The 20792-nt window shown below is 68.3% G+C and carries 18 protein-coding genes and 1 riboswitch; of the genes, 8 read left to right on the top strand and 10 right to left on the bottom strand.

The genetic code is table 11. The annotated features are described in order from the left end of the window. Positions 1–94 precede the first annotated feature (94 nt). Positions 95–850, top strand: a complete 756-nt coding sequence (locus AC1RRR_RS10755; RefSeq protein WP_492812904.1) for a DeoR/GlpR family DNA-binding transcription regulator — start codon at positions 95–97, stop codon at positions 848–850. Between the two features lie 108 nt (positions 851–958). Next, complete coding sequence (locus tag AC1RRR_RS10750; protein ID WP_492812902.1) at positions 959–1345, top strand: MerC domain-containing protein; 387 nt, start codon at positions 959–961, stop codon at positions 1343–1345. On the opposite strand, the gene AC1RRR_RS10745 is transcribed toward AC1RRR_RS10750, so the two are convergent. Together AC1RRR_RS10745 and AC1RRR_RS10740 are read right to left on the bottom strand one after the other, a co-directional pair. Beyond that, positions 1342–2235, bottom strand: coding sequence for a nucleoside hydrolase (locus AC1RRR_RS10745; protein ID WP_492812901.1), 894 nt, complete (start codon positions 2233–2235; stop codon positions 1342–1344). The two genes, AC1RRR_RS10750 and AC1RRR_RS10745, sit on opposite strands and share 4 nt — an antisense overlap. Next, positions 2232–2888, bottom strand: coding sequence for a phosphoribosylanthranilate isomerase (locus AC1RRR_RS10740; protein WP_492812899.1), 657 nt, complete (start codon positions 2886–2888; stop codon positions 2232–2234). Before AC1RRR_RS10740 ends, AC1RRR_RS10745 begins: the two co-directional genes overlap by 4 nt. An 80-nt stretch (positions 2889–2968) precedes the next feature. Between AC1RRR_RS10740 and AC1RRR_RS10735 the strand changes: the two genes are divergently transcribed. Further along, positions 2969–3784 (top strand): PfkB family carbohydrate kinase, encoded by an 816-nt coding sequence (locus AC1RRR_RS10735; RefSeq protein ID WP_492812897.1) that lies wholly within the window; start codon positions 2969–2971, stop codon positions 3782–3784. Here AC1RRR_RS10735 and AC1RRR_RS10730 read toward each other — a convergent pair. Both AC1RRR_RS10730 and AC1RRR_RS10725 read right to left on the bottom strand, forming a co-directional pair. Further along, complete coding sequence (locus AC1RRR_RS10730) at positions 3765–4133, bottom strand: VOC family protein (protein ID WP_492812896.1); 369 nt, start codon at positions 4131–4133, stop codon at positions 3765–3767. The two genes, AC1RRR_RS10735 and AC1RRR_RS10730, sit on opposite strands and share 20 nt — an antisense overlap. Positions 4134–4210: 77 nt before the next feature. Beyond that, positions 4211–5464, bottom strand: a complete 1254-nt coding sequence (locus AC1RRR_RS10725; RefSeq protein WP_492812894.1) for a NupC/NupG family nucleoside CNT transporter — start codon at positions 5462–5464, stop codon at positions 4211–4213. A gap of 199 nt (positions 5465–5663) precedes the next feature. Here AC1RRR_RS10725 and AC1RRR_RS10720 point away from each other — a divergent pair, with 199 nt between their 5' ends. The 3 genes from AC1RRR_RS10720 (at position 5664) to AC1RRR_RS10710 (ending at position 10087) form a co-directional block, all read left to right on the top strand. Further along, the gene (locus AC1RRR_RS10720; protein ID WP_492812892.1) at positions 5664–8027 is read left to right on the top strand and encodes a TonB-dependent receptor; all 2364 of its coding nucleotides are present in this window, start codon (positions 5664–5666) and stop codon (positions 8025–8027) included. A gap of 132 nt (positions 8028–8159) precedes the next feature. Beyond that, the gene (locus tag AC1RRR_RS10715; protein WP_492812890.1) at positions 8160–9161 is read left to right on the top strand and encodes a LacI family DNA-binding transcriptional regulator; all 1002 of its coding nucleotides are present in this window, start codon (positions 8160–8162) and stop codon (positions 9159–9161) included. Then, positions 9158–10087: an esterase-like activity of phytase family protein gene (locus AC1RRR_RS10710; protein ID WP_492812889.1), complete on the top strand. Its 930-nt coding sequence runs from the start codon at positions 9158–9160 to the stop codon at positions 10085–10087. The genes AC1RRR_RS10715 and AC1RRR_RS10710 overlap by 4 nt, the downstream gene beginning before the upstream one ends. A 3-nt stretch (positions 10088–10090) precedes the next feature. Here AC1RRR_RS10710 and AC1RRR_RS10705 read toward each other — a convergent pair whose 3' ends face one another. The 4 genes from AC1RRR_RS10705 to AC1RRR_RS10690 form a co-directional block, all read right to left on the bottom strand. Further along, on the bottom strand, positions 10091–11197 hold the full coding sequence (locus AC1RRR_RS10705) for a DNA alkylation repair protein (RefSeq protein WP_492812887.1): 1107 nt from the start codon (positions 11195–11197) through the stop codon (positions 10091–10093). Positions 11198–11332: 135 nt separating this feature from the next. After that, complete coding sequence (gene aceB, locus AC1RRR_RS10700) at positions 11333–12910, bottom strand: malate synthase A (protein WP_492812885.1); 1578 nt, start codon at positions 12908–12910, stop codon at positions 11333–11335. Between the two features lie 159 nt (positions 12911–13069). Next, positions 13070–13297, bottom strand: coding sequence for a hypothetical protein (locus AC1RRR_RS10695; protein ID WP_454717421.1), 228 nt, complete (start codon positions 13295–13297; stop codon positions 13070–13072). Between the two features lie 32 nt (positions 13298–13329). Further along, complete coding sequence (locus AC1RRR_RS10690; protein ID WP_492812883.1) at positions 13330–14949, bottom strand: isocitrate lyase; 1620 nt, start codon at positions 14947–14949, stop codon at positions 13330–13332. Between the two features lie 165 nt (positions 14950–15114). On the opposite strand from AC1RRR_RS10690, the gene AC1RRR_RS10685 reads away from it, so the two are divergent. Continuing rightward, positions 15115–16539, top strand: coding sequence for a helix-turn-helix domain-containing protein (locus tag AC1RRR_RS10685; RefSeq protein ID WP_492812881.1), 1425 nt, complete (start codon positions 15115–15117; stop codon positions 16537–16539). Between the two features lie 11 nt (positions 16540–16550). Here AC1RRR_RS10685 and metE read toward each other — a convergent pair whose 3' ends face one another. Then, entirely contained in the window at positions 16551–18866 is a 2316-nt protein-coding gene (metE, locus tag AC1RRR_RS10680; protein WP_492812880.1) for a 5-methyltetrahydropteroyltriglutamate--homocysteine S-methyltransferase, read from the bottom strand. A 117-nt stretch (positions 18867–18983) separates the two neighbouring features. Then, positions 18984–19201: riboswitch (cobalamin riboswitch) on the bottom strand. Between the two features lie 162 nt (positions 19202–19363). Here metE and AC1RRR_RS10675 point away from each other — a divergent pair. Continuing rightward, positions 19364–20059 (top strand): Crp/Fnr family transcriptional regulator, encoded by a 696-nt coding sequence (locus AC1RRR_RS10675; RefSeq protein ID WP_492812878.1) that lies wholly within the window; start codon positions 19364–19366, stop codon positions 20057–20059. Here AC1RRR_RS10675 and AC1RRR_RS10670 read toward each other — a convergent pair. Then, complete coding sequence (locus tag AC1RRR_RS10670) at positions 20056–20772, bottom strand: Crp/Fnr family transcriptional regulator (RefSeq protein ID WP_492812876.1); 717 nt, start codon at positions 20770–20772, stop codon at positions 20056–20058. The genes AC1RRR_RS10675 and AC1RRR_RS10670 overlap by 4 nt on opposite strands. Positions 20773–20792: the final 20 nt, after the last annotated feature.

Genomic DNA, 20792 nt, shown 5'->3' with positions numbered 1-20792 from the left:
CGGCCGGTTACCCCATCCCCGCCGGCCGGGGGCGCACTTCGATACACCGGGACTCACGGCATACTGTCGTCAGACCCGCATAGACGGACCAAGAATGCTCAAACGCTACGATCGTCAGCGCGACATCCTGAACCTGCTCGAGCCCAACCAGACGCGCGCGATCGCCGATATCGCCAAGGCGCTGTCGGTGTCCGAGGAGACCATCCGCCGCGAGCTGCGGGTGATGGAGGAGAACGGCACGATCGTGCGCCTGCACGGCGCGGTCCGCCTGCCGCCGCAGGAGATCGAAGGGCCGTTCGATCTGCGCATGCAGAAGAACGTGGCTGGCAAGACCCGCATCGCCGAGGCGGTGGTCAAGTTCATCGCCGACGGCGACACCCTGTTCCTGGACAGCGGTTCGACCTCCTGCTTCGTGGCCAAGGCCCTGGCCGAGCATCGCCAGCTGAAGATCATCACCAATTCGCTGGCCGTGGCCCAGGCGGTCCGCAAGGACCGGGGCCACACGCTGTTTCTGGCCGGCGGCGAGCTGAACGCGGCCTACCAGTCGTTCTCCGACCGCCATGCCCAGGACTTCGTGGCCGGCTTCCGGCCCAGCCTGTCGGTCCTGACCGTTGGCGCGGTGAGCCTGGAGCACGGCCTGATGGACCATTCTCCCAGCGAAGCGCTCATGAGCCGCATCGCCTATTCGACGGCCAGTCGGGTGCTGCTGGCGGTGGACCAGGGCAAGTTCGGGCGGGTCGGGCTGGTGCATACCGCGGCGCTCAAGGACGTCGATGTTCTGGTCACCGACGCGCCGCTGACGCCCGGGTTCGAGGAGGGCTTCGCCCATGCCGAGGTGGTGATCGCCTAAGGCGTGCGACGCCGGGTCGCGCCGGAAAATCGCCGACGTGGTCTTGCAATGTTATAATATAACAATATCTGAGCTGCCGAGGCCGTAAGCGTAGACTCGGAGCTTTCCATGACCCCGTCCCAAGCCAAGGCGCTGGACCTGTCCGCCGTCGGTCTGTCGGCCCTATGCCTGGTCCACTGCCTGGCCTTGCCGGGGTTGGCGCTGTTATTGCCGGTGCTGGGGTTCTGGGCGCAGGCCGAGTGGGTCCACGTCGTTTTCATCCTGGTGGCCGCGCCGGTGGCGGTGCTGGCCTTCATCGATCTCAAGACCTGGCGGCCGCGCTCCGGGCCGATGATAGCGGTGGCGGGCGCGGGTCTGGCCCTGATGCTGGCCGGGGCGCTGGAGTTTCCCGTCGCCGGCTATGAGCGCCCGCTGACAGTGCTGGGCGGCTTGTTGCTGGCCGGCGCGCATATCGCCAACTGGCGTCGGCGCGGGCACGTCTGCCAGGACTGCTAGGCTACCGTTTCGCGGAAGTGCCGGGCCAGCGCCGGACCGTCGGCCCGCAGGCGCACGCTGATCGCGGGGCCGCTATCGGCCCAGGCCGTCTGGCCCAGGCGCTCGCCCGAGATCGCCACCGACACGGGGGAAGCGCGGGTTTCGAACAGCTCCGGCTGGGTCAGGCTGACCAGGGCCACAACGTCATGCAACACGCAGCCGTCCAGCTGGGCATAGGCCTTGGCGTAGCCGCGCGTGACGTCGTGCGCGAAGCGGCCGGCCTCGCCTTGTTCGGCCAGGTCGCGGGCGTCGGCATTGGTCAGGACGCAGGACATCGTCGCGTCCAGTGGGACCAGGGTGACGGGCCACGATGCGGCCAGGACCTCGGCCGCCGCCTCGGGATCGTTGTGGATATTGGCCTCGGCGAAGGGCGTGACATTGCCGGCCGTGAACGCTCCGCCCATGATCGTCACGCCCGCGACCAGGCCGGCGATGTCAGGCGCGGCGCGCAGGGCCAGGGCCAGGTTGGTCAGCGGGCCGATCGCGACGATGGTGATCTCGCCGGGACGCGCGCGGACCAGGTCGATAATCCGGTCGTGCGCCGCGCCGGACGCGGCTGGCGACAGGATGACGTCGGACAGGTCGATGTCGCCCAACCCGTTCTGGCCATGGACGTGCGTCGGCGACGGGCCACGCGGACGTTCCAGCGGCTTGTCCGCGCCCCGATACACGGGCGCTGATAGGCCCAACCGCGCCCGCAGCCACAGGGCGTTGCGGGTGGTGGTCTCGACATCGGCATTGCCGAACACCGTGGTGATGGCCAGGAGCTTCAGGTCCGGTCGGGCGCGCAGATAGAGCAGGGCCAGGGCGTCGTCGACGCCGGGATCGGTGTCCAGGATCAGCAAGCTCATCCGTAGACCGCGCGGCACACCGCCTCGCACTTGGCCAGGTCGAAGGCGCCGTCGGAACGCACGCCCGACTCCATGTCGATCCAGTAGAGCGCGCCGTCCGGCGCGGCGATGCGGGCCAGGATCTCGGTCACGGTGTCGGGACCGATGCCGCCCGAATAGCCGCAGAACGGACCCTCGGCCGGCGGCGGGGCCGGCCAGCGGTCGGGCCGCGCGCCGGTGCCGAACGACACATCATACAGCCAGTCGACGCCGGTCTGGTTCAGCGGGAAGGCGGCCGAGCACTGCAGCACGGCTCGCACGCCCAGGCGGCGGCCATAGTCGCGGACGGCGGCGACTTGGGCCGGGGTGCTGCCCTTGAAGCTGTGATTGACCTGGACGCGCTGGATCCCGGCCGGGGGCAGGGGCGCGGTCAGAGGGCTGGCGGCGATGGCCTTGGCCGCGTCGCCGCAGACATGGGCGGCCCAGCGCAGCGCGCGCTCGGCCAGCAAGGCGTCGCGGATCTCGACGGGCGGGAAGAGGGCGCTATCGCCCTCCTGGGCCGGATCGACCAGCACGCCCCACTCGATTGGATAACGGGCCGACAGCGCCTTCAGGCCGGGCAGCAGCTCGAGGCGATCGACGCCGGTGAACGCGATGAAACTAGGCGGCTGCATGGGGTGATCCGAAGGTCAGAATGTCCTTGCAAACTATCTAGTGAAACGTTTCAGTCAAGTCGTTCAAACGAGGTGAGCGGATGGTGCGGGCAGTGGTCGCGGGCTTCGCGACGATCGACTACGTGGTCCAGGTCGAGGGCGTCTTCACCGGGCGCGGCACGCGGCTGATGCGCGAGGCCGTCTGGCCACGCGCTGGCGGGGCGGCGCTATACGCCAGCGCGGCTTTGGCGCGCGCGGGTGTGGCCGCTGCGCCGCTGACCTGGGTTGGCGATGATGCGGATGGCGCGGCTTATCGGGAGAGCTGCGTCTCTGATGCGGGCATCGCGGTGATGACGAACGCACCGTCGACCCGCTGCCTGCTGATCTACAACGCCGACGGGACCTATGGCTGCTTGCTGCGACCGGGACCCGCCGAACTGACCGAAGCCCAACGGCGCCTCGCCGCCGACGCCGAATGGCTGATCATCGCCGCCGGTCCGCCGGAGATCACCGCCCGCCTGCTCGACATCCAAGGCCCGCGTCTAGCCTGGATCGCCAAGGACGACGAGGCCTGCTTTCCGCCCGACCTCGTCGCGCGACTGGCGGCGCGGGCGGAGGTGATCTTCTGCAACGCCGGCGAACGCGTCTGGCTGGAGGCCGGCCGCGCAGCACCGAAGCTGGTCGGCCAGGTCCTGTTCGAAACGCGCGGCGCGGACGGCGTGCGGGTTGAGGCGGGCGGAGAGGCCTTCGATCTGCCCGTCACGCCCCTGTCCGTGGACGACGCCACCGGCGCCGGCGACACCTTCGCCGGCGCGGCCCTCGCGGCGCTGATCGCCGGCGATCCGCCGCGCGCGGCGGCGGAGGCCGGGATCGCGGCGGCGGGCGCGCTGCTGGCGGCTAGGCCGTCCTGTACTTGAAGAGCCCCAGGCTGTTGCCCTCGGTGTCCTTGGCGTAGAAGAACGACCCCACCGGGATGTCGATGACGTCCGACACGACCTCTCCGCCGCCTTTCCGAACCCGCTCCATGGCGTCGCTGAGCGCGTCGTTCACGGCGAAGTGGGTCGTCGCGCCGGCGCCGTTCGTCGCTGGCTGTCCGGGATAGATATGGCCCGGCGCATGGCCGCCTTCGGCGTGCGGCAGCATCCAGATCGGATTGAGGCCGCCGTCGGCTCGGGTCACCTCGCCCTGCAGTAGGGTCTCGTAGAACTTGCACGCACGCTCGGGATCCGAGGCGGGGATTTCGGTGAAGACGATTTGCGCGGTCATGGGCTTGTTCCCTCTCCAGGTTGAACACGCCATTCCTTCCACACCGCTCCTGACAGCCTGCTGGCAGGAGTGATGGCCTAACCCGCGATCACCCCCATGATCGTCGCCGTCAGGCACGTCGTCAGGAACGCCGCCGCCAGCGCCTTGAAGCCCAGCTCGACGACCTCGCCGACCTTTTCCGGAGCCATGGACGACAGGCTACCGATCAGGATGGCGACGCTGCCGACATTGCCGAAGCTGCCCAGGGCGTAGGTCAGGATCAGCAGGCTCTTGGGCGAGAGCGCGCCGGGCGGCAGGGCCATCATGTCGCTGTAGGCCACCACCTCGTTGGCGGCGACCTTGGTCCCCAGGATCGCGCCGACGGCTTGCAGGTCGGCGAGCGGCGCGCCAGTCAGCCAGACGATCGGGGTCAGCAGCCAGCCCAGGATTCCGCCCAGCGTCAGGGGGGCTCCAGCATGGGGAACGGCCGCCAGCCCCATATTGATCAGGGCGATCAGGCCGACGAAGACGATCAAGAGGCCGGCGATGTTCAGCACCATCTTCACCGCGTCCAGCGTGCCGAAGGTCAGGGCTTCCAGGCTGCTGCGATAGGGGCTGGTCAGCACGATGGGTTCGCTGGTCGCGCTGGCCTCGCCGGGGATGATCAGCCTCGCCATGCCGATCGCCATCGGCGTGCTGATCAGCGAGGCGATCAGCAGGTGGCTGAAGGCGTTGGGCACCTTGGCCGCGATCAGCGAGCCCAGCACGATCATCATCGAACCGCCGATCACCGACAGGCCGTCGACCATGATGATGAAGATCTCGGCGCGGGTCAGGCGGGGCAGGAACGGCTTGATCAGCAGCGGCGCCTCGACCATGCCGAGGAACACGCAGGCCGAGGTCGAGACCCCGACCGGGCCACTGACGCCGAACAGCTTGCCGAACGCCCAGGCCGCCGCGCGGACGATGACGATCAGCACCTTCCAGTGCCACAGCAGGGCCGACAGCGCCCCGACCAGCAGGATGGCCGGCAGGGCCTGGAAGGCGAAGATGAAGGCGGCGCTGGGATCGGCCATGCTGAACGGCGCACGGCCGCCGCCCAGATAGCCGAACATGAAGCTGGATCCCGCACGCGAGGCGGCCTGCAGGGCGTCGACGGCGTGGGTGGCGGCCGCGAAGCCGGCGGTGATGGCCGGAACCTTGGTCAGCAGCAGGGCCAGCGCGATCTGGCAGGCCAGGCCCACCAGCACTGGCCGCCAGGGCAGGGCGCGCTTGTTCTCCGACAGCAGCCAGCCGATGCCTAGAAAGGCGACGACGCCCAGCAGCGCCCGTGCGGTTTCGTTGTCCGGCATGTCCCCTCCGACGGCGATGGTGGGAGCTTATAGAGTGAAACGTTTCAAGGAAATAGCATCATATCACCCCTGCCTAAGCCGTGGGCAGAGAGTGAACACGCTGCCAATGTGATGAAAATGTCATTGAACTCGAATATGAAACGTTTCACTAAATCGTACCGACACCGCCGAGAGCGGGTCGCCTGAAGGGGGCTTGAGTATGAAGACGTCCATCTGGCTGGCTTCGAGCGCGCTTTGCCTGATCATGGCCGCGCCCGCCATGGCGCAACAGGCTGCCGCGCCGGCGCCAGCCACCGATACCATCGATGAGGTCGTGGTCACCGCCGAGCGCTTCGGCTCGGGCCTGGCCCGCGCCACGTTCACGATCGGCGCCGAGGACATCCAGGAGCGTCCGCTGGGCGCCGAGATCACCCAGGCCCTGGTCAAGGTGCCGGGCGTGCAGGTCTCGACCGGCGACAGCCGCGGCGGCAGCTTCTCGTTCGAGATCTATATGCGCGGCCTGTCGGACGAGCAGGTCGGCCTGACCCTGGACGGCATCCCCACGGGCGACAGCCGCTTCAACGGCGGCTCGCCGCCGCAGCGCTTCATCGAGAGCAGCAACGTCGGCAAGATCACCGTCTCGCAGAGCGCCGGCGACATCGGCGCGCCGTCGCGCTTTGCTTTGGGCGGCTTCATCGACTTCGTCACCGACGCCCCGCGCAAAGACTTCGGCGCGACGGTCGAGGCGGGCCTGGGCTCGTTCGACTTCCGCCGCATCTATGGCCGCATCGACAGCGGCGAGATCGCGCCCGGCCTGTCGGGTTACTTCACCTACTCGCACCAGGAGAACGACGTCTGGGCCGGCCGCGCCAGCCGGGGCAGCGAGCGTGACCACTACGAGCTGAAGGTCGTGAAGGACTTCGACAACGGCTCGTTCCTGAAGGGGCGCGTGTCCTACAACGACCAGACCGACAACGACTTCAACATCGTCACCAAGGGCGAGTTCGAGGCCGCGCCGCGCAGCGACCGGGCGCTGGACGCCATCACCGGCATCCCGGCCAAGGATATCGACTTCGGTGGCGCCCTGGGCGGCTGGCGCAAGGACTGGCTGGCCTATGCCAACAGCCACTTCGTGATCAGCGACGCGATCAGCTTCGACGTCAATCCGTACTACCAGACCCTCAAGGGCGAATCCTTCCGCTATCAGGACCGCCAGCGGGTGCTGACCGGCGGCGATCCGCGCGCGGTGACCGGCTACAACGCCAATGGCGGGGCGGTGCGCCCGACGCTGACCACGATCCGCAACAGCAACGTCGTCGGCGGTCCGGCCGACATGCGCGTCACGCCCCGCGACCGGGATCGCTACGGCGTCACCGGCGAGCTGAAGGCCAGGTTCGGCGCCCACAACCTGCGTTTCGGCGGCTGGTGGGAAGGCGGCGACTCCACGGAGAAGCGCAATTTCTACCCGATCATCAACTCGGCCCAGAGCATCGCCTATGACCGCTCCAAGCTGAACTATGTCGAGTACGAGCGCAGCGCCTCGGTCGAGACGACCATGCTGTACGCCCAGGACGAGTTCCGCGCCTTCGACGACAAGCTGAAGGTCGATCTGGGCGTCACCTGGTACGACGTGAAGTACGACGCCAAGTCGCCGCTGGAATACAAGGCCAACGTCAAGTTCTCGCAGCACTCGGACATCAACCCGAAGCTCGGCGCGACCTACCAGCTGGCCGACGCCTGGGAGCTGTTCGGCGGCTACGCCAAGAACTTCGCCGGCATCCCGGAAGACGCCTTCCTGGGCTCGACGGCGGTGATCAACCCGAACGACCTGACCCCGGTTTCGACCGAGAACGTCGACCTGGGCCTGCGCTACGTGAAGCCGAACATGGCCTTCTCGATCCAGGCCTATGACGTCGACCTGAAGAACAATGTCGGCATCGTGCCGCGCGATCCGACCGCGACCCTGGACCCGCAGGAAGTGGTCCGTGGCAACGTCGCGACCAAGGCGGTCAACATCGCCGGCATCAAGACCAAGGGCGTGGAGCTGACCGGCTACTACGACTTCGGCGTGGTCGATCTCTATGGCTCGTACTCGCACCAGGACGCCAAGCACGACAACCCGGCCGTCGGCAGCGACGCCCGCAAGGCCCTGGCCGCCGTCGCCGTGATCGGCGGGGCGGGCGTGCGCGACATCCCCAAGGACAGCGTCTACGGCCAGATCGGCTGGAAGCCGCTGAGCGGGCTGAAGATCGACGGCAATGTCCGTTATGTCGGCAAGCGCGTCGGCGGCCACATCGTGGCGCCGACCACCTTCCAGGAGCTGGGTGTCGAGATGCTGGACGCCTACACCCTGGTCGGGCTGACGGCGACCTATGACCTGAAGCGCGCCGGGGTCCCGGATCTGCGCTTCCAGTTCAATGTCGATAACCTGTTCGACGAAAAGTACATCGGCGCGGTCAGCGGCTCGACGGCCACCCAGCCGGAGTTCGGCTACACCGCCGCGACCCCGAACGCCCGCACCTTGGACCGCTACTTCGTCGGCGCGCCGCGCACCTACACCGTCTCGGTGCGGGCGCGGTTCTAGGGCCAGGTTCGGGGGCGTCTTCTCCCCTTGTTAGGCGCTTCCGGAAGGGGCGGGTCCTTGGGATCCGCCCCGATCCTTGACGCTGGCCATGAAAGGTTTCACGTCCTGGCTATCTCCCGACGGAATCCCCGCATGGCCAAGAGCGAAGACCCGCCCCGCAGAGCGACCCTCAAGGAGGTCGCTAAGGCCGCCGGCGTGTCGCTGGCCAGCGCCTCCTATGCGATCAACGGCGCCGGCTCGGTGGGCGAGGCCACGCGCGAGCACATCCTCAAGGTCGCCGCCGAGCTGGGCTATCGCCCCAACCAGAGCGCCAAGGCGATGAAGACCGGCAAGACCGGGGCGATCGGCCTGATCGTGCCGGACCTGACCAACCCGTTCTTCCCGGGCCTGGCCCAGGTGGTGATCCAGGCGGCGCGGGCGCACGGCTACAGCGTCTTCCTGACCGACACCGAAGGCTCGACCGAGGAGGAACAACGCGCGGTGAACCTGATGATCGACCACGGGGTCGACGGGGTGATCTGGTTCCCGATCGCCGACGACGGTCCGGTGGGCAAGCTGATCGAGGGCGTGCCGACCGTGGTGCTGGACCGCAACCTGCCGGGCTACGACGTCATCCAGGCCGACTATGCCGACGGCGGGCGCCTGGCGGCCGAGCATCTGCTGGCGGCGGGCCATGTGAACATCGGGGTGATCTCCGGCCCCCACGCCGCCTCCAGCGCCCGTCAACGCGCCGAGGCCGCCATCGCCACGGTGCGTGAGCGCGGCAACCTGGTCTGGCACGTCCACAACGCCTACTCGCTGGACCTGGAGCCCGAGGTCGCCAAGGCCTTGGAGAGCCGCACCGCGACGGCCGTGATCACCGGGGCCGACTTGATCGCCATCGGGGCCATGCGGCACATCCGGTCGATGGGCCTGGTGGTGCCCGACGACGTCTCGGTGATCGGCTTCGACGACATCCCGTGGGCCCAACTCCACACCCCGGCCCTGACCACCATCGACATGCCGGTCGAAGACATGGCCGCCGCCGCCGTCGAGGCCCTGATCCGCCGGATGAGCGCTCGCGGCGAGCCGCGCCGGCGGGTGGTGTTCAATGTCGAGCTGGTCTCGCGTGACAGCGTCCGCGTCCTGACGTGAACGCGCTGCTCGGCCTCGCCCTGGCGCTGAAGCTGCTGGCGAGCTTCGAGGTTCCTGCGGGGACAGCCGTCGACGGCGCGCCGTTCGGCGGCGTTTCCGGCATCGACTACGACCACCGGACCGGCGAGTGGCTGATGATCTCCGACGACCGTTCGGACAAGGCGCGGTTCTTCGTCGGGCGGCTGGACGACAAGGGCCTGCGCCTGACCCGCCAGGTCCGGCTGAGGCCCGAGGCGGGGGAGCGTCCGGACGCCGAGGCGCTGCGGATCGATCCGCTGAACGGCGATCTCGTCTGGTCCACCGAAGGTGACGCCCCGCGCGGCTTCGATCCGGCGGTGCGCCGCATGGATCGCGAGGGCAGGGCGAAGGGGACGATCCCGACGCCGTTCAGCTTCCGCGACGGCGCGCGGCCGAACCTGACCTATGAGGGCCTGAGCTTCTCACCCGACGGTCGCTGGCTGTGGCTCTCCATGGAGGCCCCGCGTGTCCAGGACGGTCCGGTCAGCACCGTGGCGGCCCGCGGCCTGACGTGGATCACCAAGCTGGATCGCCAGGGCAAGGTCGTGGCGCAGTACGCCTACCGCCTCGACCCGATCCAGGCCGCCCCGGCCCGGCGAGGCGACAACGGCATCAGCGAGATCCTGGCGCTGGACGCCCACCGCCTGCTGGTGCTGGAGCGCTCCGGCGTCGAGGACGCGGCCGGACGGTTTGCCTATCACTGCCGGCTCTATGTCGTGGACGTGCGAAAGCCGCTGGAGAAGCGCCTGGTGCTGAACTTCGACCGCTTGGCCGGCGTGCCGACCGCCAATCTGGAGGCCATGGCCTGGGGACCCGTGCGCGAAGGTCGGCGGACCCTGGTGCTGATGTCGGACGACAATTTCAACCCAGCCGCGCCGACGCGGGTCGTGGTGCTCGGCGTGCGCTAAGGTTCAGATCGTCAGGTCGAATGCCGCCTGCGCCACGACCTGGCCATTCACCAGCAGCTCGACCGCGTGGCGGCCGGGCGCGTGCTTGCGGGTGGTGAAGTCCTTGATCGTCTGGCGCAGCGACAGGTCCAGCCGCTGGCCAGCGGCGATCTGGACGCCCTTCCATTTGAACACCTTACGCGAGGCGCGGCCGCTGGCCTTGGGGTAGGTGATCGCATAGTCGACGACCAGGGTCTGGGCGCGACCGCCGGTCTCGGCCAGGCGCGTCGACAGCGCGATCGCCTCGCCCAGCTGGATGGCGACGGGCGCGATCGTGAAGTGCTCGGCCCGCACGTCCGCGCCCTCGGTCGCGCCGATCACGGCCAGGGCGCGCGGCTCGCCCTGCTTGATCAGGCCGCGCAGGGCGTGCTTGGCGATCCAGGCGCTGCGCTTGTCGTCCAGCGGCCAGGTCTTGAAGTGCTCCAGGACCCGGTCGGGATGGTCCTTGGTGATGTCGTTCAGGTGGTTGGCCACGGACTTGCGGACATAGACGCTGTCGTCGGTCTTCAGGGCGTCCAGGATCGGCAGGGCCGGGGTCGGGTCCTGGACCAGCGCGTCGAGGCGGAAGGACCAGGGCAGGCGAGGGCGCGAGCCTTCGCTGGCCAGGCGGCGGACGTGCTCGTCGGGGTCCCGGGTCCAAGTCTCCATCACCGTCAGCGCCCGCGTTTGGTCCTGGCGCAGGAACGGCCGTATGGCGAACTCGGCGCTTCCGTACGGCGTGAAGGTCTTCAGCGCCGCCATCGACGTCTCGAAGTGGTCGAGGCCGTACAGGGCGACGTACTCAGGCGGGACCAGCGTGACGAAGCGGTGATTGATACGCGGGATCAGGGCGGTGAGGATCTCGACGGCCGCGTCGAAGTCCTTCGGCAGGGTCTCGCCATAGGCCTGCGCGATCTGGCGTAGCCGCTGCATGATCGACAGCGCGTCCAGGTCGCGGCTGGCCAGCGCCAGGAACCGAGCCGCGTCGAAGGCCGGATAGACGGCAGCCGTCTCCTCCGCGATGTGGCGCAGTCGGGCGCGGTCGAAGATCTCTTTCAGCAGCGGGGCGGGGGCGTCTTGGGTGTCGGTCATGGCTTACCGGCTATCCGACGCCGCGCCCGATAATGGCAAGAGCCTCAACGACAAAGGCCCCGGCGCGCTGGGGGAGCGCCGAGGCCTTCGGGGCGGATGGTTTTTGGTGTTGTGTCTCGCCCTGCGCTCTCTCGGTCAGAGCAGTTCGTAGGCCGGCAGGGTCAGGAACTCTTCCAGGTCGTCGGACAGAACCATGCGGGTGAAGAGCTCGGCGGCGGCCTCCAGGCGCGGCGAGCCGAAGTCGCGGCGCAGGTCGGCCATCTCCTGGGTGAACAGGCTGACGAACAGCTCCGAGGTCAGCACGCGGCCGTCGTCGAGCGCCGCGCCCAGGCGGATCCACTGCCACAGCTGGGTGCGGCAGATCTCGGCGGTCGCGGCGTCCTCCATCAGGTTGTACAGCGGCACGGCGCCCCGGCCTTCCAGCCAAGCCTGGGTGTAGCGCACGCCGACGCGGATGTTCTCGCGCACGCCGGCCTCGGTGCGGCCGCCTTCGTGCAGCTCCAGCATCTGGGCGGCGGTGATGTCCAAGCCTTCCAGGGTCTTGTCGCGCTGATTGGCGGTCGGCATCAGGCGGTCGAAGACCTCCATGGCCACCGGCACCAGGTCGGGGTGGGCGACCCAGGTGCCGTCGTGGCCGGCGCCGGCCTCGCGTTCCTTGTCGGCCTTGACCTTGGCGAAGGCGGCCTGGTTGGCGGCGTCGTCGCCCTTGACCGGGATCTGGGCCGCCATGCCGCCCATGGCGAAGGCGCCGCGACGGTGGCAGGTCTGGATCAGCTTCAGCGAATAGGCGCCCAGGAACGCCTTGCCCATGACCATGGCCGAGCGGTCCGGGGTCAGGAAGGCGGGCGTGCGGCCCAGGCGCTTGATGAACGAGAAGATGTAGTCCCAGCGGCCGCAGTTGAGGCCGACGATGTGGTCTTTCAGCTCGAACAGGATCTCGTCCATCTCGAAGGCGGCCGGGATGGTCTCGATCAGCACCGTGGCCTTGATCGTGCCGACGGGCAGGCCGAGGACTTCCTGGGCGCGGACGAAGACGTCGTTCCAGAGGCGCGCTTCGAGGTGGCTCTCCAGCTTGGGCAGGTAGAAATAAGGGCCCGAGCCCTGTTCCAGCGTCGCCTTGGCGTTGTGGAAGGCGTAGAGGCCAAAGTCGAACAGCGCCCCGGCCACGGCCTGGCCGTCGACCTCCATATGGCGCTCCATCAGGTGCCAGCCGCGCGGACGGATCTTCAGCACGGCCGGGGTCGGACCCATGGCGTAGGCCTTGCCGGATTTGGCGTCGACATGGGTCAGCTCGCCCGACCAGCGATCCTTCAGATTGACCTGGCCCTCGACGACATTGGCCCAGGTGGGGGCGGTGGCGTCCTCGAAGTCGGCCATGAACACCTTGGCCCCGCAGTTCAGGGCGTTGATGATCATCTTGCGGTCGACCGGGCCGGTGATCTCGACGCGGCGGTCCAGCAGGTCGGCGGGGACGGGCGCGACGCTCCAGTCGGCGGCGCGGACATGGGCGGTTTCCGGCAGGAAGTCCGGCAGCTCGCCGGCGTCGAAGCGAGCCTGGCGATCCTGGCGGGCTTGCAGCAGTTCGCGACGGCGGGCGTCGAAGCGGCGGTGCAGGTCGGCCACGAAGTTGAGGGCTTCCGGGGTGAGTACTTCCGCAGCTCGGCCTTCGACCGGACCGGTGACCTGGATGTTGGCGGCGATGTCGAGCGGCATGGGAAGCTTTCCGGTGTGGGGCGAACCCTCGTCCTTCGACAGGCTCAGGATGAGGGTTCTACTGCAAGCGTAAGTGCTGGGGCGTTTCTCTGCGGCGCCCGCAATGGTCCTCATCCTGAGCTTGTCGAAGGACGAGGACCACGCAAGGCGTCGGACTTTTTAAGCGCTCTTCTCGGCGCCCTTTTCGCGGACGGTCGGGACGATCTGGTCGCCCCAGTTACCCGTTCCGTCGTGGTGGCGCGAGGTGCGCACCAGTTCCACCGAGTAGCCGGCGGCGATGGCGCGCTGCACGGCGTCGTTGAGGCGGTGGGCGGCCTCGGCGACCCGGTCCACCGCGCGCTTCTGGGCGTCGGTGTCGGGCATGGCGGCGGGGGCGAAGGCGGTCATGGTCATGGTCCTCTTCTGCTAGGGGATGGCGGCTATTCGGCCGCGAACTGGTTCATGGTGTTGGCGTGGCCGCCAGCCTTCAGGGCGCGTTCGCCGGCGACCATCTCCTTGAAGGTATCGCCCAGGTCCGAGCCGACCTCGTGCTGGTGCTTCACGGCCGACACGCCGCAACGGATCTCCTCGCGTTGCACCGTGTTGACGTAGGCCTGCATCCGCTCCTCGCCGAAGTAGCCGCGCGACAGCTCGTCGACGCTCTTGGCGGTCAGGTGGAAGGTCGGCAGGGTGATCAGGTTGTGGAACACCCCGGCGCGGGCGGCGATATCGACCTGGAAGCGGGCCAGGCGCTCGTCGGCCTCGCGGCCCAGGTCGCTCTTGTCGTACTCGGCCGACATCAGCGAGTTGCCTTCCGGATAGCTGTCCTTGTGGATCTTGCCCTCGGCAATCCACTGGTCACGGACCTGCTTGCGCAGATTGAGCGTCCAGTTGAACGACGGCGAGTTGTTGTAGGTCAGCTTGGCGTTCGGCACGACCTTGCGGACCTCGGCCACCATCGAAGCGATCTCGTCGACATTGGGGGTGTCGGTCTCGATCCACAGGAGGTCGGCGCCGCCCTGGGTCAGGTTGGCGATGCAGTCCTCGATGACACGCTGGCGGCCGGTTCCGTCCTGGAAGGCGAACAGGCCGTTGGGCATGCGCACGGGCTTGTGGAAGGCGCCGTCCTTCATGATCGCCAGCTCGCCGTCCTTCAGCGGGTTTTCCGGCGTGATAGCCTCGGTCTTCAGCCACTTGATGTAGTCGGCGGCCAGGTCGCCTTCGCCGGCGCTCACGGGGATTTTCTGGGTCAGGCCCGCGCCCAGGCTGTCGGTGCGGGCGACGATGACGCCCTCGTCGACGCCCAGTTCCTCGAAGGCCAGGCGGCAGGCGCGCAGCTTCTCGATGAAGTCCTCGCGCGGCACGGTGACCTTGCCGTCCTGGTGGCCGCACTGCTTGGCGTCCGAAACCTGGTTCTCGATCTGCAGGCAGCAGGCGCCGGCCTTGATCATCTCTTTGGCCAGTAGATAGGTCGCGTGCTCGTTGCCAAAGCCCGCGTCGATGTCGGCGATGATCGGCACCACGTGGGTCTCGAAATTGTCGATCGCCTTGATCGCGGCCTGCTCGGCGACCTGGTCGCCGGCGTCGCGGGCGGCCTTCAGGGTCTTGAAGAGGTCGTTGATGCCGACTTCATCGGCCTGGCGCAGCGAGACATAGATCTCCTGGATCAGGTCGACGACCGAGGTCTTCTCGTGCATCGACTGGTCGGGCAGGTGGCCAAAGCGGTTGCGCAGGCCCGCGACCATCCAGCCCGACAGGTAGACGTAGGCGCCCTTGGTCGTGCCGCGCAGGCGCTTGACCGACTTGATCATCTGCTGGGCGTGAAAGCCCGACCAGCAGCCCAGCGATTGGGTGAACTTCGAGCTGTCGGCGTCGTAGGCGGCCATGTCGGCGCGCATGACCGGGGCCATGGCGCGGGCGATGTCCAGGTGGGTCGGGAAGGTGTTCTGCAGCTTCAGCTGGATGATGTCGTCGATGTCCACGCCGCCGGGCGCGACGCCGTTCGGATAGCGCGCCAGCAGGGCGTCGCGGTGGTCGGCATAGGTCTTGCGCTGCGTCATGGTCGTTCGATCCCACTACGGGGCCCGGGGCGTTGCGCCTTTGCGGGCCAAGGAAAACTCGTCCTGGTGAGCTAACGCTGCGCTGCGGGATGGGTCGAACCTATTGAAGGTGATTTGTCAAAGATCGACTTTGTAAAATCTGTAAAGTCATGACAAGTTGACGAAATGGCGACAGGTGACAAGAAGCTCTTTCTCGGTGGACGGCTCAAGCGGCTGCGGCGCGACCTGGGCGTGACCCAGGCTCGCATGGCCGAGGAGCTCGGCGTCTCCGCCAGCTATCTGAACCTGCTGGAACGCAACCAGCGGCCGGTCACCGCCCAACTGCTGCTGCGCCTGGCCGACGCCTATGACCTGGATCTGCGCAGTCTGTCGGCTGACGATCCGGGCGGCGGCGCAGGCTTGGAAGAGGTGCTGGCCGACAAGATGTTCGCCGACCTCGGCATCGGCCGGCATGAGGCGGCCGAGGTCGCCGAGCTGTCGCCGGGCCTGGCCGAGGCGGTCAGCCGCCTCTATCGCGCCTATCTGGATCGCGGCCGCATGATCGACCTGGGCGCCTTTGAGCGGCCGGACGGCACGGGGCCGGTCTCGGAGCAGTCGCCGACCGACTGGGTCCGCGACCTGGTCGGCGCCCAGCGCAACCACTTCGCCGAGCTGGAGACCCTGGCCGAGAAGATCGTCGCCCAGCTGAAGGCCGACCCGCAGGACCTGGGCCCGGCCGTGCGCGAGCGGCTGCAGAGCAAGTTCGGCGTCCAGACCCGGGTGATGCCGGTCGAGGTGATGACCGGCTCGCTGCGCCGCTACGACCATCACCGCAAGCGCCTGATGCTGTCGGAGACCCTGGCCCCGGCCAGCCGCATCTTCGGCATGTGCTACCAGCTGGGGCTGATGGAAGGCGGCGAGGTGTTGTCGGACCTGACTGACCGCTTCAAGGCCCCGGACCGCGCCACCCGCCAGCTGCTGAAGGTGTTCCTGGACGGCTACCTGGCCGCGGCGATCATGATGCCGTACGAGCCGTTCCTCAGCGCCATGGAGGCCAGCGGCTACGACATCGAGCGGGTCCGCCCGCGCTTCGGCGTCTCTTACGAACAGGCCGCCCAGCGCCTGACCACCCTGGGCCGCTCCGGCTCGCGCGGCGTGCCGTTTTTCATGATGCGGCTGGACGCGGCGGGGAACATCTCCAAGCGCTTCGCGTCCGGCCCGTTCCCGTTCTCGCGCTTCGGCGGGGCCTGTCCGCGCTGGAACGTGCACGACAGCTTCAAGACCCCGGGGCGCATCGTCACCCAGGTGATTGAGACCCCCGACGGCGAGCGCTACTTTACCCTGTCGCGCACGGTGCGCCGGGTGTCGGGCCTCCACTCGGGCCTTGAGGACGAGCTGGTCGTCGGCCTGGGCTGCGAGCTGAAATACGCCGGCAAGCTGGTGCAGGCGCGGGGGCTGGACATCGCCAATCCCATCACCGTCGAGATCGGCCCCTCGTGCCGGATCTGCGAACGGCCCGCCTGTCCCCAGCGGGCCGCCGCACCGATCAACAGGACCCTGCTGGTCGAGGAGACCAGCAAGTCCCTGTCGCCGTTTCCTTTTGCTCGATAAGGGGGCGCCCGCTAGACGGCCTCGCGCGCCCGTCGCGCCGCCTCGACCATGTTGGCGACCGCCGCCTTGGTCTCGGGCCACTTGCGGGTCTTCAGGCCGCAGTCGGGATTGACCCACAGCTGGCCGGTCGACAGCCGCGCCTGGGCGGCGGTCAGCAGGTCGGCCATCTCGTCGACCGAGGGCACGCGCGGGGAGTGGATGTCGTAGACCCCCGGCCCGATCTCGGCCGGATAGGCGTAGCCGGCGAAGGCGTCCAAGAGCTCCATCTTCGACCGCGCCGTCTCGATCGAGATCACGTCGGCGTCCATCGCCCCGATGGCGGCGATGATGTCGTTGAACTCCGAGTAGCACATGTGGGTGTGGATCTGGGTCGCGTCGGCCACGCCCGAGGCGGTCAGGCGGAAGCACTCCACGGCCCAGTCCAGATAGGCGTCCCAGTCGGCGCGGCGCAGGGGCAGGCCCTCGCGCAGGGCGGCCTCGTCGATCTGGATGATCTTGGCCCCGGCGGCCTCCAGGTCGACGACCTCATCGCGGATGGCGAGAGCGATCTGGCGGCAGGCCAGTTCGCGCGGGACGTCGTCGCGGACGAACGACCAGTTCAGGATCGTCACCGGCCCGGTCAGCATGCCCTTCACCGGACGATCGGTCAGGCTCTGGGCGTACTGCCACCAAGCCACCGTCATCGGCGCGGGCCGCGAGACGTCGCCGAACAGGATCGGCGGCCGCACGCAGCGCGAGCCGTACGACTGCACCCAGGCGCTCTTGGTGAAGACAAAGCCCGACAGCTGCTCGCCGAAGTACTGGACCATGTCGTTGCGCTCGAACTCGCCATGCACCAGCACGTCGAGGCCGGCCTCTTCCTGCCAGCGGATGGCGCGCTCGGTTTCCTCGCGCAGGAAGGTCTCGTAGGCCGCGTCGGTCAGCTCGCCCTTGCCGTGGGCCGAGCGGGCCTTGCGGACCTCCTCGGTCTGCGGGAACGAGCCGATCGTGGTGGTCGGGAAGGCGGGCAGGGGCAGCTGCTGCTCGCGACGACGGTCGAAGGCGGCGTGGCGCTTGGCCATGGCCTGCGTCGTGGCGGCCAGGCGCGCGGCGACGGCGGCGTCGTGGATCTTGGGCGAGACGCGGCGGGCCTGGGCGGCCTTGGCGCTGGCGTCCAGTTCGGCGGCGACGCTGGCGCGGCCGGCGTTCAGCGCCTTGGCCAGGACGGCCAGTTCCTCGATCTTCTGGACGGCGAAGGCCAGCCACTGGCGGACCTCCGGATCCAGCGCGGTTTCGAGCGCCAGATCGATCGGTGTGTGCAGCAAGGAGCACGACGGGGCCAGCACGATGCGGTCGGCGCCGCGCCGGGCGACGACGGGCTCCAGGCGGTCCAGCAGGGCCGGCAGGTCGGCGCGCCAGACATTGCGGCCATCGATCACGCCCAGCGACAGGACCAGGCTCTCACGGCTGGCCGACAGGGCGCGTTCCAGCTCGTCCGGCGCACGGACCAAATCGAGGTGCACGCCGTCGACCGGCAGGTTCACGGCGGTGGTCAGGTTCTCGCCATAGCCGCCGAAATAGCTGGTCAGCATCAGGCGCAGGCCCGGCGCGGCATGGGTCAGGGCGCCATAGGCCCGGCGCAGCTCACCGCGCTCGAAGTCGGTGAGGTCCAGGGCCAGGCACGGCTCGTCGATCTGCACCCAGTCGGCGCCGGCGGCGGCCAGGCCTTTCAGCACCTCGGCATAGACCGGCAGCAGGGCCGATAGCAGCGACAGCGGTTCGAAACCCTCGTCCTTGGTCTTGGCCAGCTTCAGGAAGGTCACCGGACCCAGCAGAACGGGGCGGGTCTGGACGCCTTGCGCCTTGGCCTCCAGGAACTCGTCGACCGGCTTGGTGGACGACAGGGCGAAGGCCTGGCCGCGCGACACCTCGGGCGCCAGGTAGTGGTAGTTGGTGTCGAACCACTTGGTCATTTCCTGCGCCGGGACGCCGGTCTTGGGACCGTGATCGTGACCGCAGGGGGCGAGCTCGACGCCCTGGCTGCCGCGCGCCATGGCGAAATAGGTGTCCAGCGACACCGGCCCACCGCTCCAGCCGTAGAGCGCCGGGATCGCGCCCACCAGCACGCTGGTGTCCAGCACCTGGTCGTAGAACGAGAAGTCGTTGGACGGGACATGGTCCGCGCCCAGGGCGAGCTGGCGGCTCCAGGTCTGGGTGCGGAGGTCGGCGGCGACGCCCTGAAGGGCGTTCTGGTCGATCTTGCCCGACCAGTAGCGCTCGAGCGCGGTCTTCAGTTCGCGCCGGGGGCCGATGCGGGGAAAGCCAAGGGTGGCGACGGTGACGGTCATCTTCGAAAAAAACCTCTGCCGGTGTTGTGGCGAGGCTGATCGGGACGCGCGCGGTCGGACGCGCACGGAGGGTCCGGTCGCGCCTTAGGCATGCGACCTGACCGGACACCCCGCCGGAGGACGTTATCTGTCGCGGCAGGTCTCCTGGCTCACGGGTCAATGCTGCTGTCCGGGCCTTCCCGATACGCCGCCGAACCAGCTTGGGCGCATCAGTGACACGTAGTGGACAGCGGCTCGCCGCTTACAGTTGCGGGGGCAGCTCCGGCTTCGAACCGAATTCCCATCTTAGCCCCAGGACGCGAACGCCCCAGGGAACCACGACGCATTCATGGTGGCCTCGACCAACGCGCGAGTCAATTGGGATATAAAGATATCCTTATATCCAATCGCGACATGCCTATCAGATGATAAAGACCGGGGTCAGGCTCGCTGATAGGGACGTGGCGAGCGATGACGATATTCACGGTACGGCCAGTTCGGGTCGGGGCGGACGTCCCATGATCGGGAACCCTCAGCAGGGGGCGGTCGAGAAGCCGCATGTGCGCCGGCTCAAACGTTATGGCCCGCTTCTGGAAGAGGACGTGGCGGCGCTGGAGGCGCGGCTGGGCCGTGTTGAGACCTATCCCGCCGGCAAGAACCTGGAACTGACCGGCTCGCCACCGATGTTCCTGCTGTCGGGCTGGGCGTGCCTGGCCCACACGCTGCGGGATGGCCGCCGCCAGATCCTGGCCTTCCTGCTGCCTGGCGACGGGATCGGTTTCGATCTGCTGACCCGTTCGCAGCGCTCGGTCGAGGCCCTGGCCCTGACGCCGCTGAAGGTGCGTCGCGCCCAGCCGGGCTTCATCGCCGGCACGGAGCGGCTGGGCCGGGTGTTCGCCGGCGCGGCGGCGGCGCAGCAAGGACGGATGATCGACCAGATGGTTCGGCTTGGACGCCAGACCGCCCTGGAGCGTATGGCTCATCTCCTGCTGGAGTTGCACGGTCGTCTCAGCGAGATCGGCGAGGTGCGCGGCGAGACGTTTCACCTGCCGCTCAAACAGGAGATCCTGGCCGACGCCCTGGGGCTCAGCCTGGTGCACGTCAATCGCACCCTGCAGCAGATGAAGCGCGACAAGCTGATCGACATGCGCGGCGCCCAGGTGACCCTGCTGGACCGCGCCGCCCTGGAGGCGGCCTCGGACCAGAGCTCCTAGATCGGTTCCTTCTGCAGACGCAGATAGCCGGGATCGAACTCGGCCAGCTCAGCCAGGCGCGCCCAGTCCAGGATCTCGACCTTCTGGTCGCGCCAGGTGATCAGCTCGCGCCGGCGCAGGGTCTGGAGCGTGCGGTTGGCGTGCACGACCGAGAAGCCCAGCACCTCGCCCAACTCCTGCTGGGTCAGGGGCAGCTCCATGCGCAGGTCGCTGGCCAGGCCCACGACCTCGAGCCGCAGATAGAGTTCGCAGATCAGGTGGGCCAGCCGGGCCGGACCGTTCTGGCGGCCCAGGGCCAGCAGCCACTGGCGGTGCACCGCCGCGTCGACCACGGTCTCCAGCCACAGCAGGCGGGTCAGGTGAGGATGGCGCTCGGTCAGGGCCTTCAGCGCCTCGTGCGGCACGTCCAGAACCACGCAGGTCGAGAAGGCGTGAACGCCATGGTCCAGATGCTTCATGACGAAGCCGTGCAGGTCGATGAAGTCGCCCGGTACGCTGACCTCGGTGTACTGACGGGCGCCGCTGGCCAGGGCCGAGAAGCGTCCGCACAGGCCGGAGATCAGCAGGCAGCTGACCTCGACCCGCGCCGCGAAGCCGATGACGTTGCGCCCGGCCCGCACCTCGCGGCGGCGAACGGGCAGGGCGCGCAGGGCCTCGCGCTCGACCTGGCTGAGATCATCGCGCCGTTCGAGTTTCCGTATGAACGGATCCATCTGACCGCCGGCTGTCATGC

This window comes from Caulobacter sp. GW821-FHT12D05 (genome assembly GCF_058807295.1).
The sequence above is the reverse complement of the archived record's forward strand: the minus strand, read 5'-3'. Positions and strand labels throughout refer to the sequence as shown.

Coding starts and splice junctions, on each gene's coding strand:
- AC1RRR_RS10755 (WP_492812904.1), top strand. CDS start 95: ATGCTCAAACGCTACGATCGTCAGCGCGACATCCTGAACCTGCTCGAG.
- AC1RRR_RS10750 (WP_492812902.1), top strand. CDS start 959: ATGACCCCGTCCCAAGCCAAGGCGCTGGACCTGTCCGCCGTCGGTCTG.
- AC1RRR_RS10745 (WP_492812901.1), bottom strand. CDS start 2,235: ATGAGCTTGCTGATCCTGGACACCGATCCCGGCGTCGACGACGCCCTG.
- AC1RRR_RS10740 (WP_492812899.1), bottom strand. CDS start 2,888: ATGCAGCCGCCTAGTTTCATCGCGTTCACCGGCGTCGATCGCCTCGAG.
- AC1RRR_RS10735 (WP_492812897.1), top strand. CDS start 2,969: ATGGTGCGGGCAGTGGTCGCGGGCTTCGCGACGATCGACTACGTGGTC.
- AC1RRR_RS10730 (WP_492812896.1), bottom strand. CDS start 4,133: ATGACCGCGCAAATCGTCTTCACCGAAATCCCCGCCTCGGATCCCGAG.
- AC1RRR_RS10725 (WP_492812894.1), bottom strand. CDS start 5,464: ATGCCGGACAACGAAACCGCACGGGCGCTGCTGGGCGTCGTCGCCTTT.
- AC1RRR_RS10720 (WP_492812892.1), top strand. CDS start 5,664: ATGAAGACGTCCATCTGGCTGGCTTCGAGCGCGCTTTGCCTGATCATG.
- AC1RRR_RS10715 (WP_492812890.1), top strand. CDS start 8,160: ATGGCCAAGAGCGAAGACCCGCCCCGCAGAGCGACCCTCAAGGAGGTC.
- AC1RRR_RS10705 (WP_492812887.1), bottom strand. CDS start 11,197: ATGACCGACACCCAAGACGCCCCCGCCCCGCTGCTGAAAGAGATCTTC.
- aceB (WP_492812885.1), bottom strand. CDS start 12,910: ATGCCGCTCGACATCGCCGCCAACATCCAGGTCACCGGTCCGGTCGAA.
- AC1RRR_RS10695 (WP_454717421.1), bottom strand. CDS start 13,297: ATGACCGCCTTCGCCCCCGCCGCCATGCCCGACACCGACGCCCAGAAG.
- AC1RRR_RS10690 (WP_492812883.1), bottom strand. CDS start 14,949: ATGACGCAGCGCAAGACCTATGCCGACCACCGCGACGCCCTGCTGGCG.
- AC1RRR_RS10685 (WP_492812881.1), top strand. CDS start 15,115: ATGGCGACAGGTGACAAGAAGCTCTTTCTCGGTGGACGGCTCAAGCGG.
- metE (WP_492812880.1), bottom strand. CDS start 18,866: ATGACCGTCACCGTCGCCACCCTTGGCTTTCCCCGCATCGGCCCCCGG.
- AC1RRR_RS10675 (WP_492812878.1), top strand. CDS start 19,364: ATGATCGGGAACCCTCAGCAGGGGGCGGTCGAGAAGCCGCATGTGCGC.
- AC1RRR_RS10670 (WP_492812876.1), bottom strand. CDS start 20,772: ATGGATCCGTTCATACGGAAACTCGAACGGCGCGATGATCTCAGCCAG.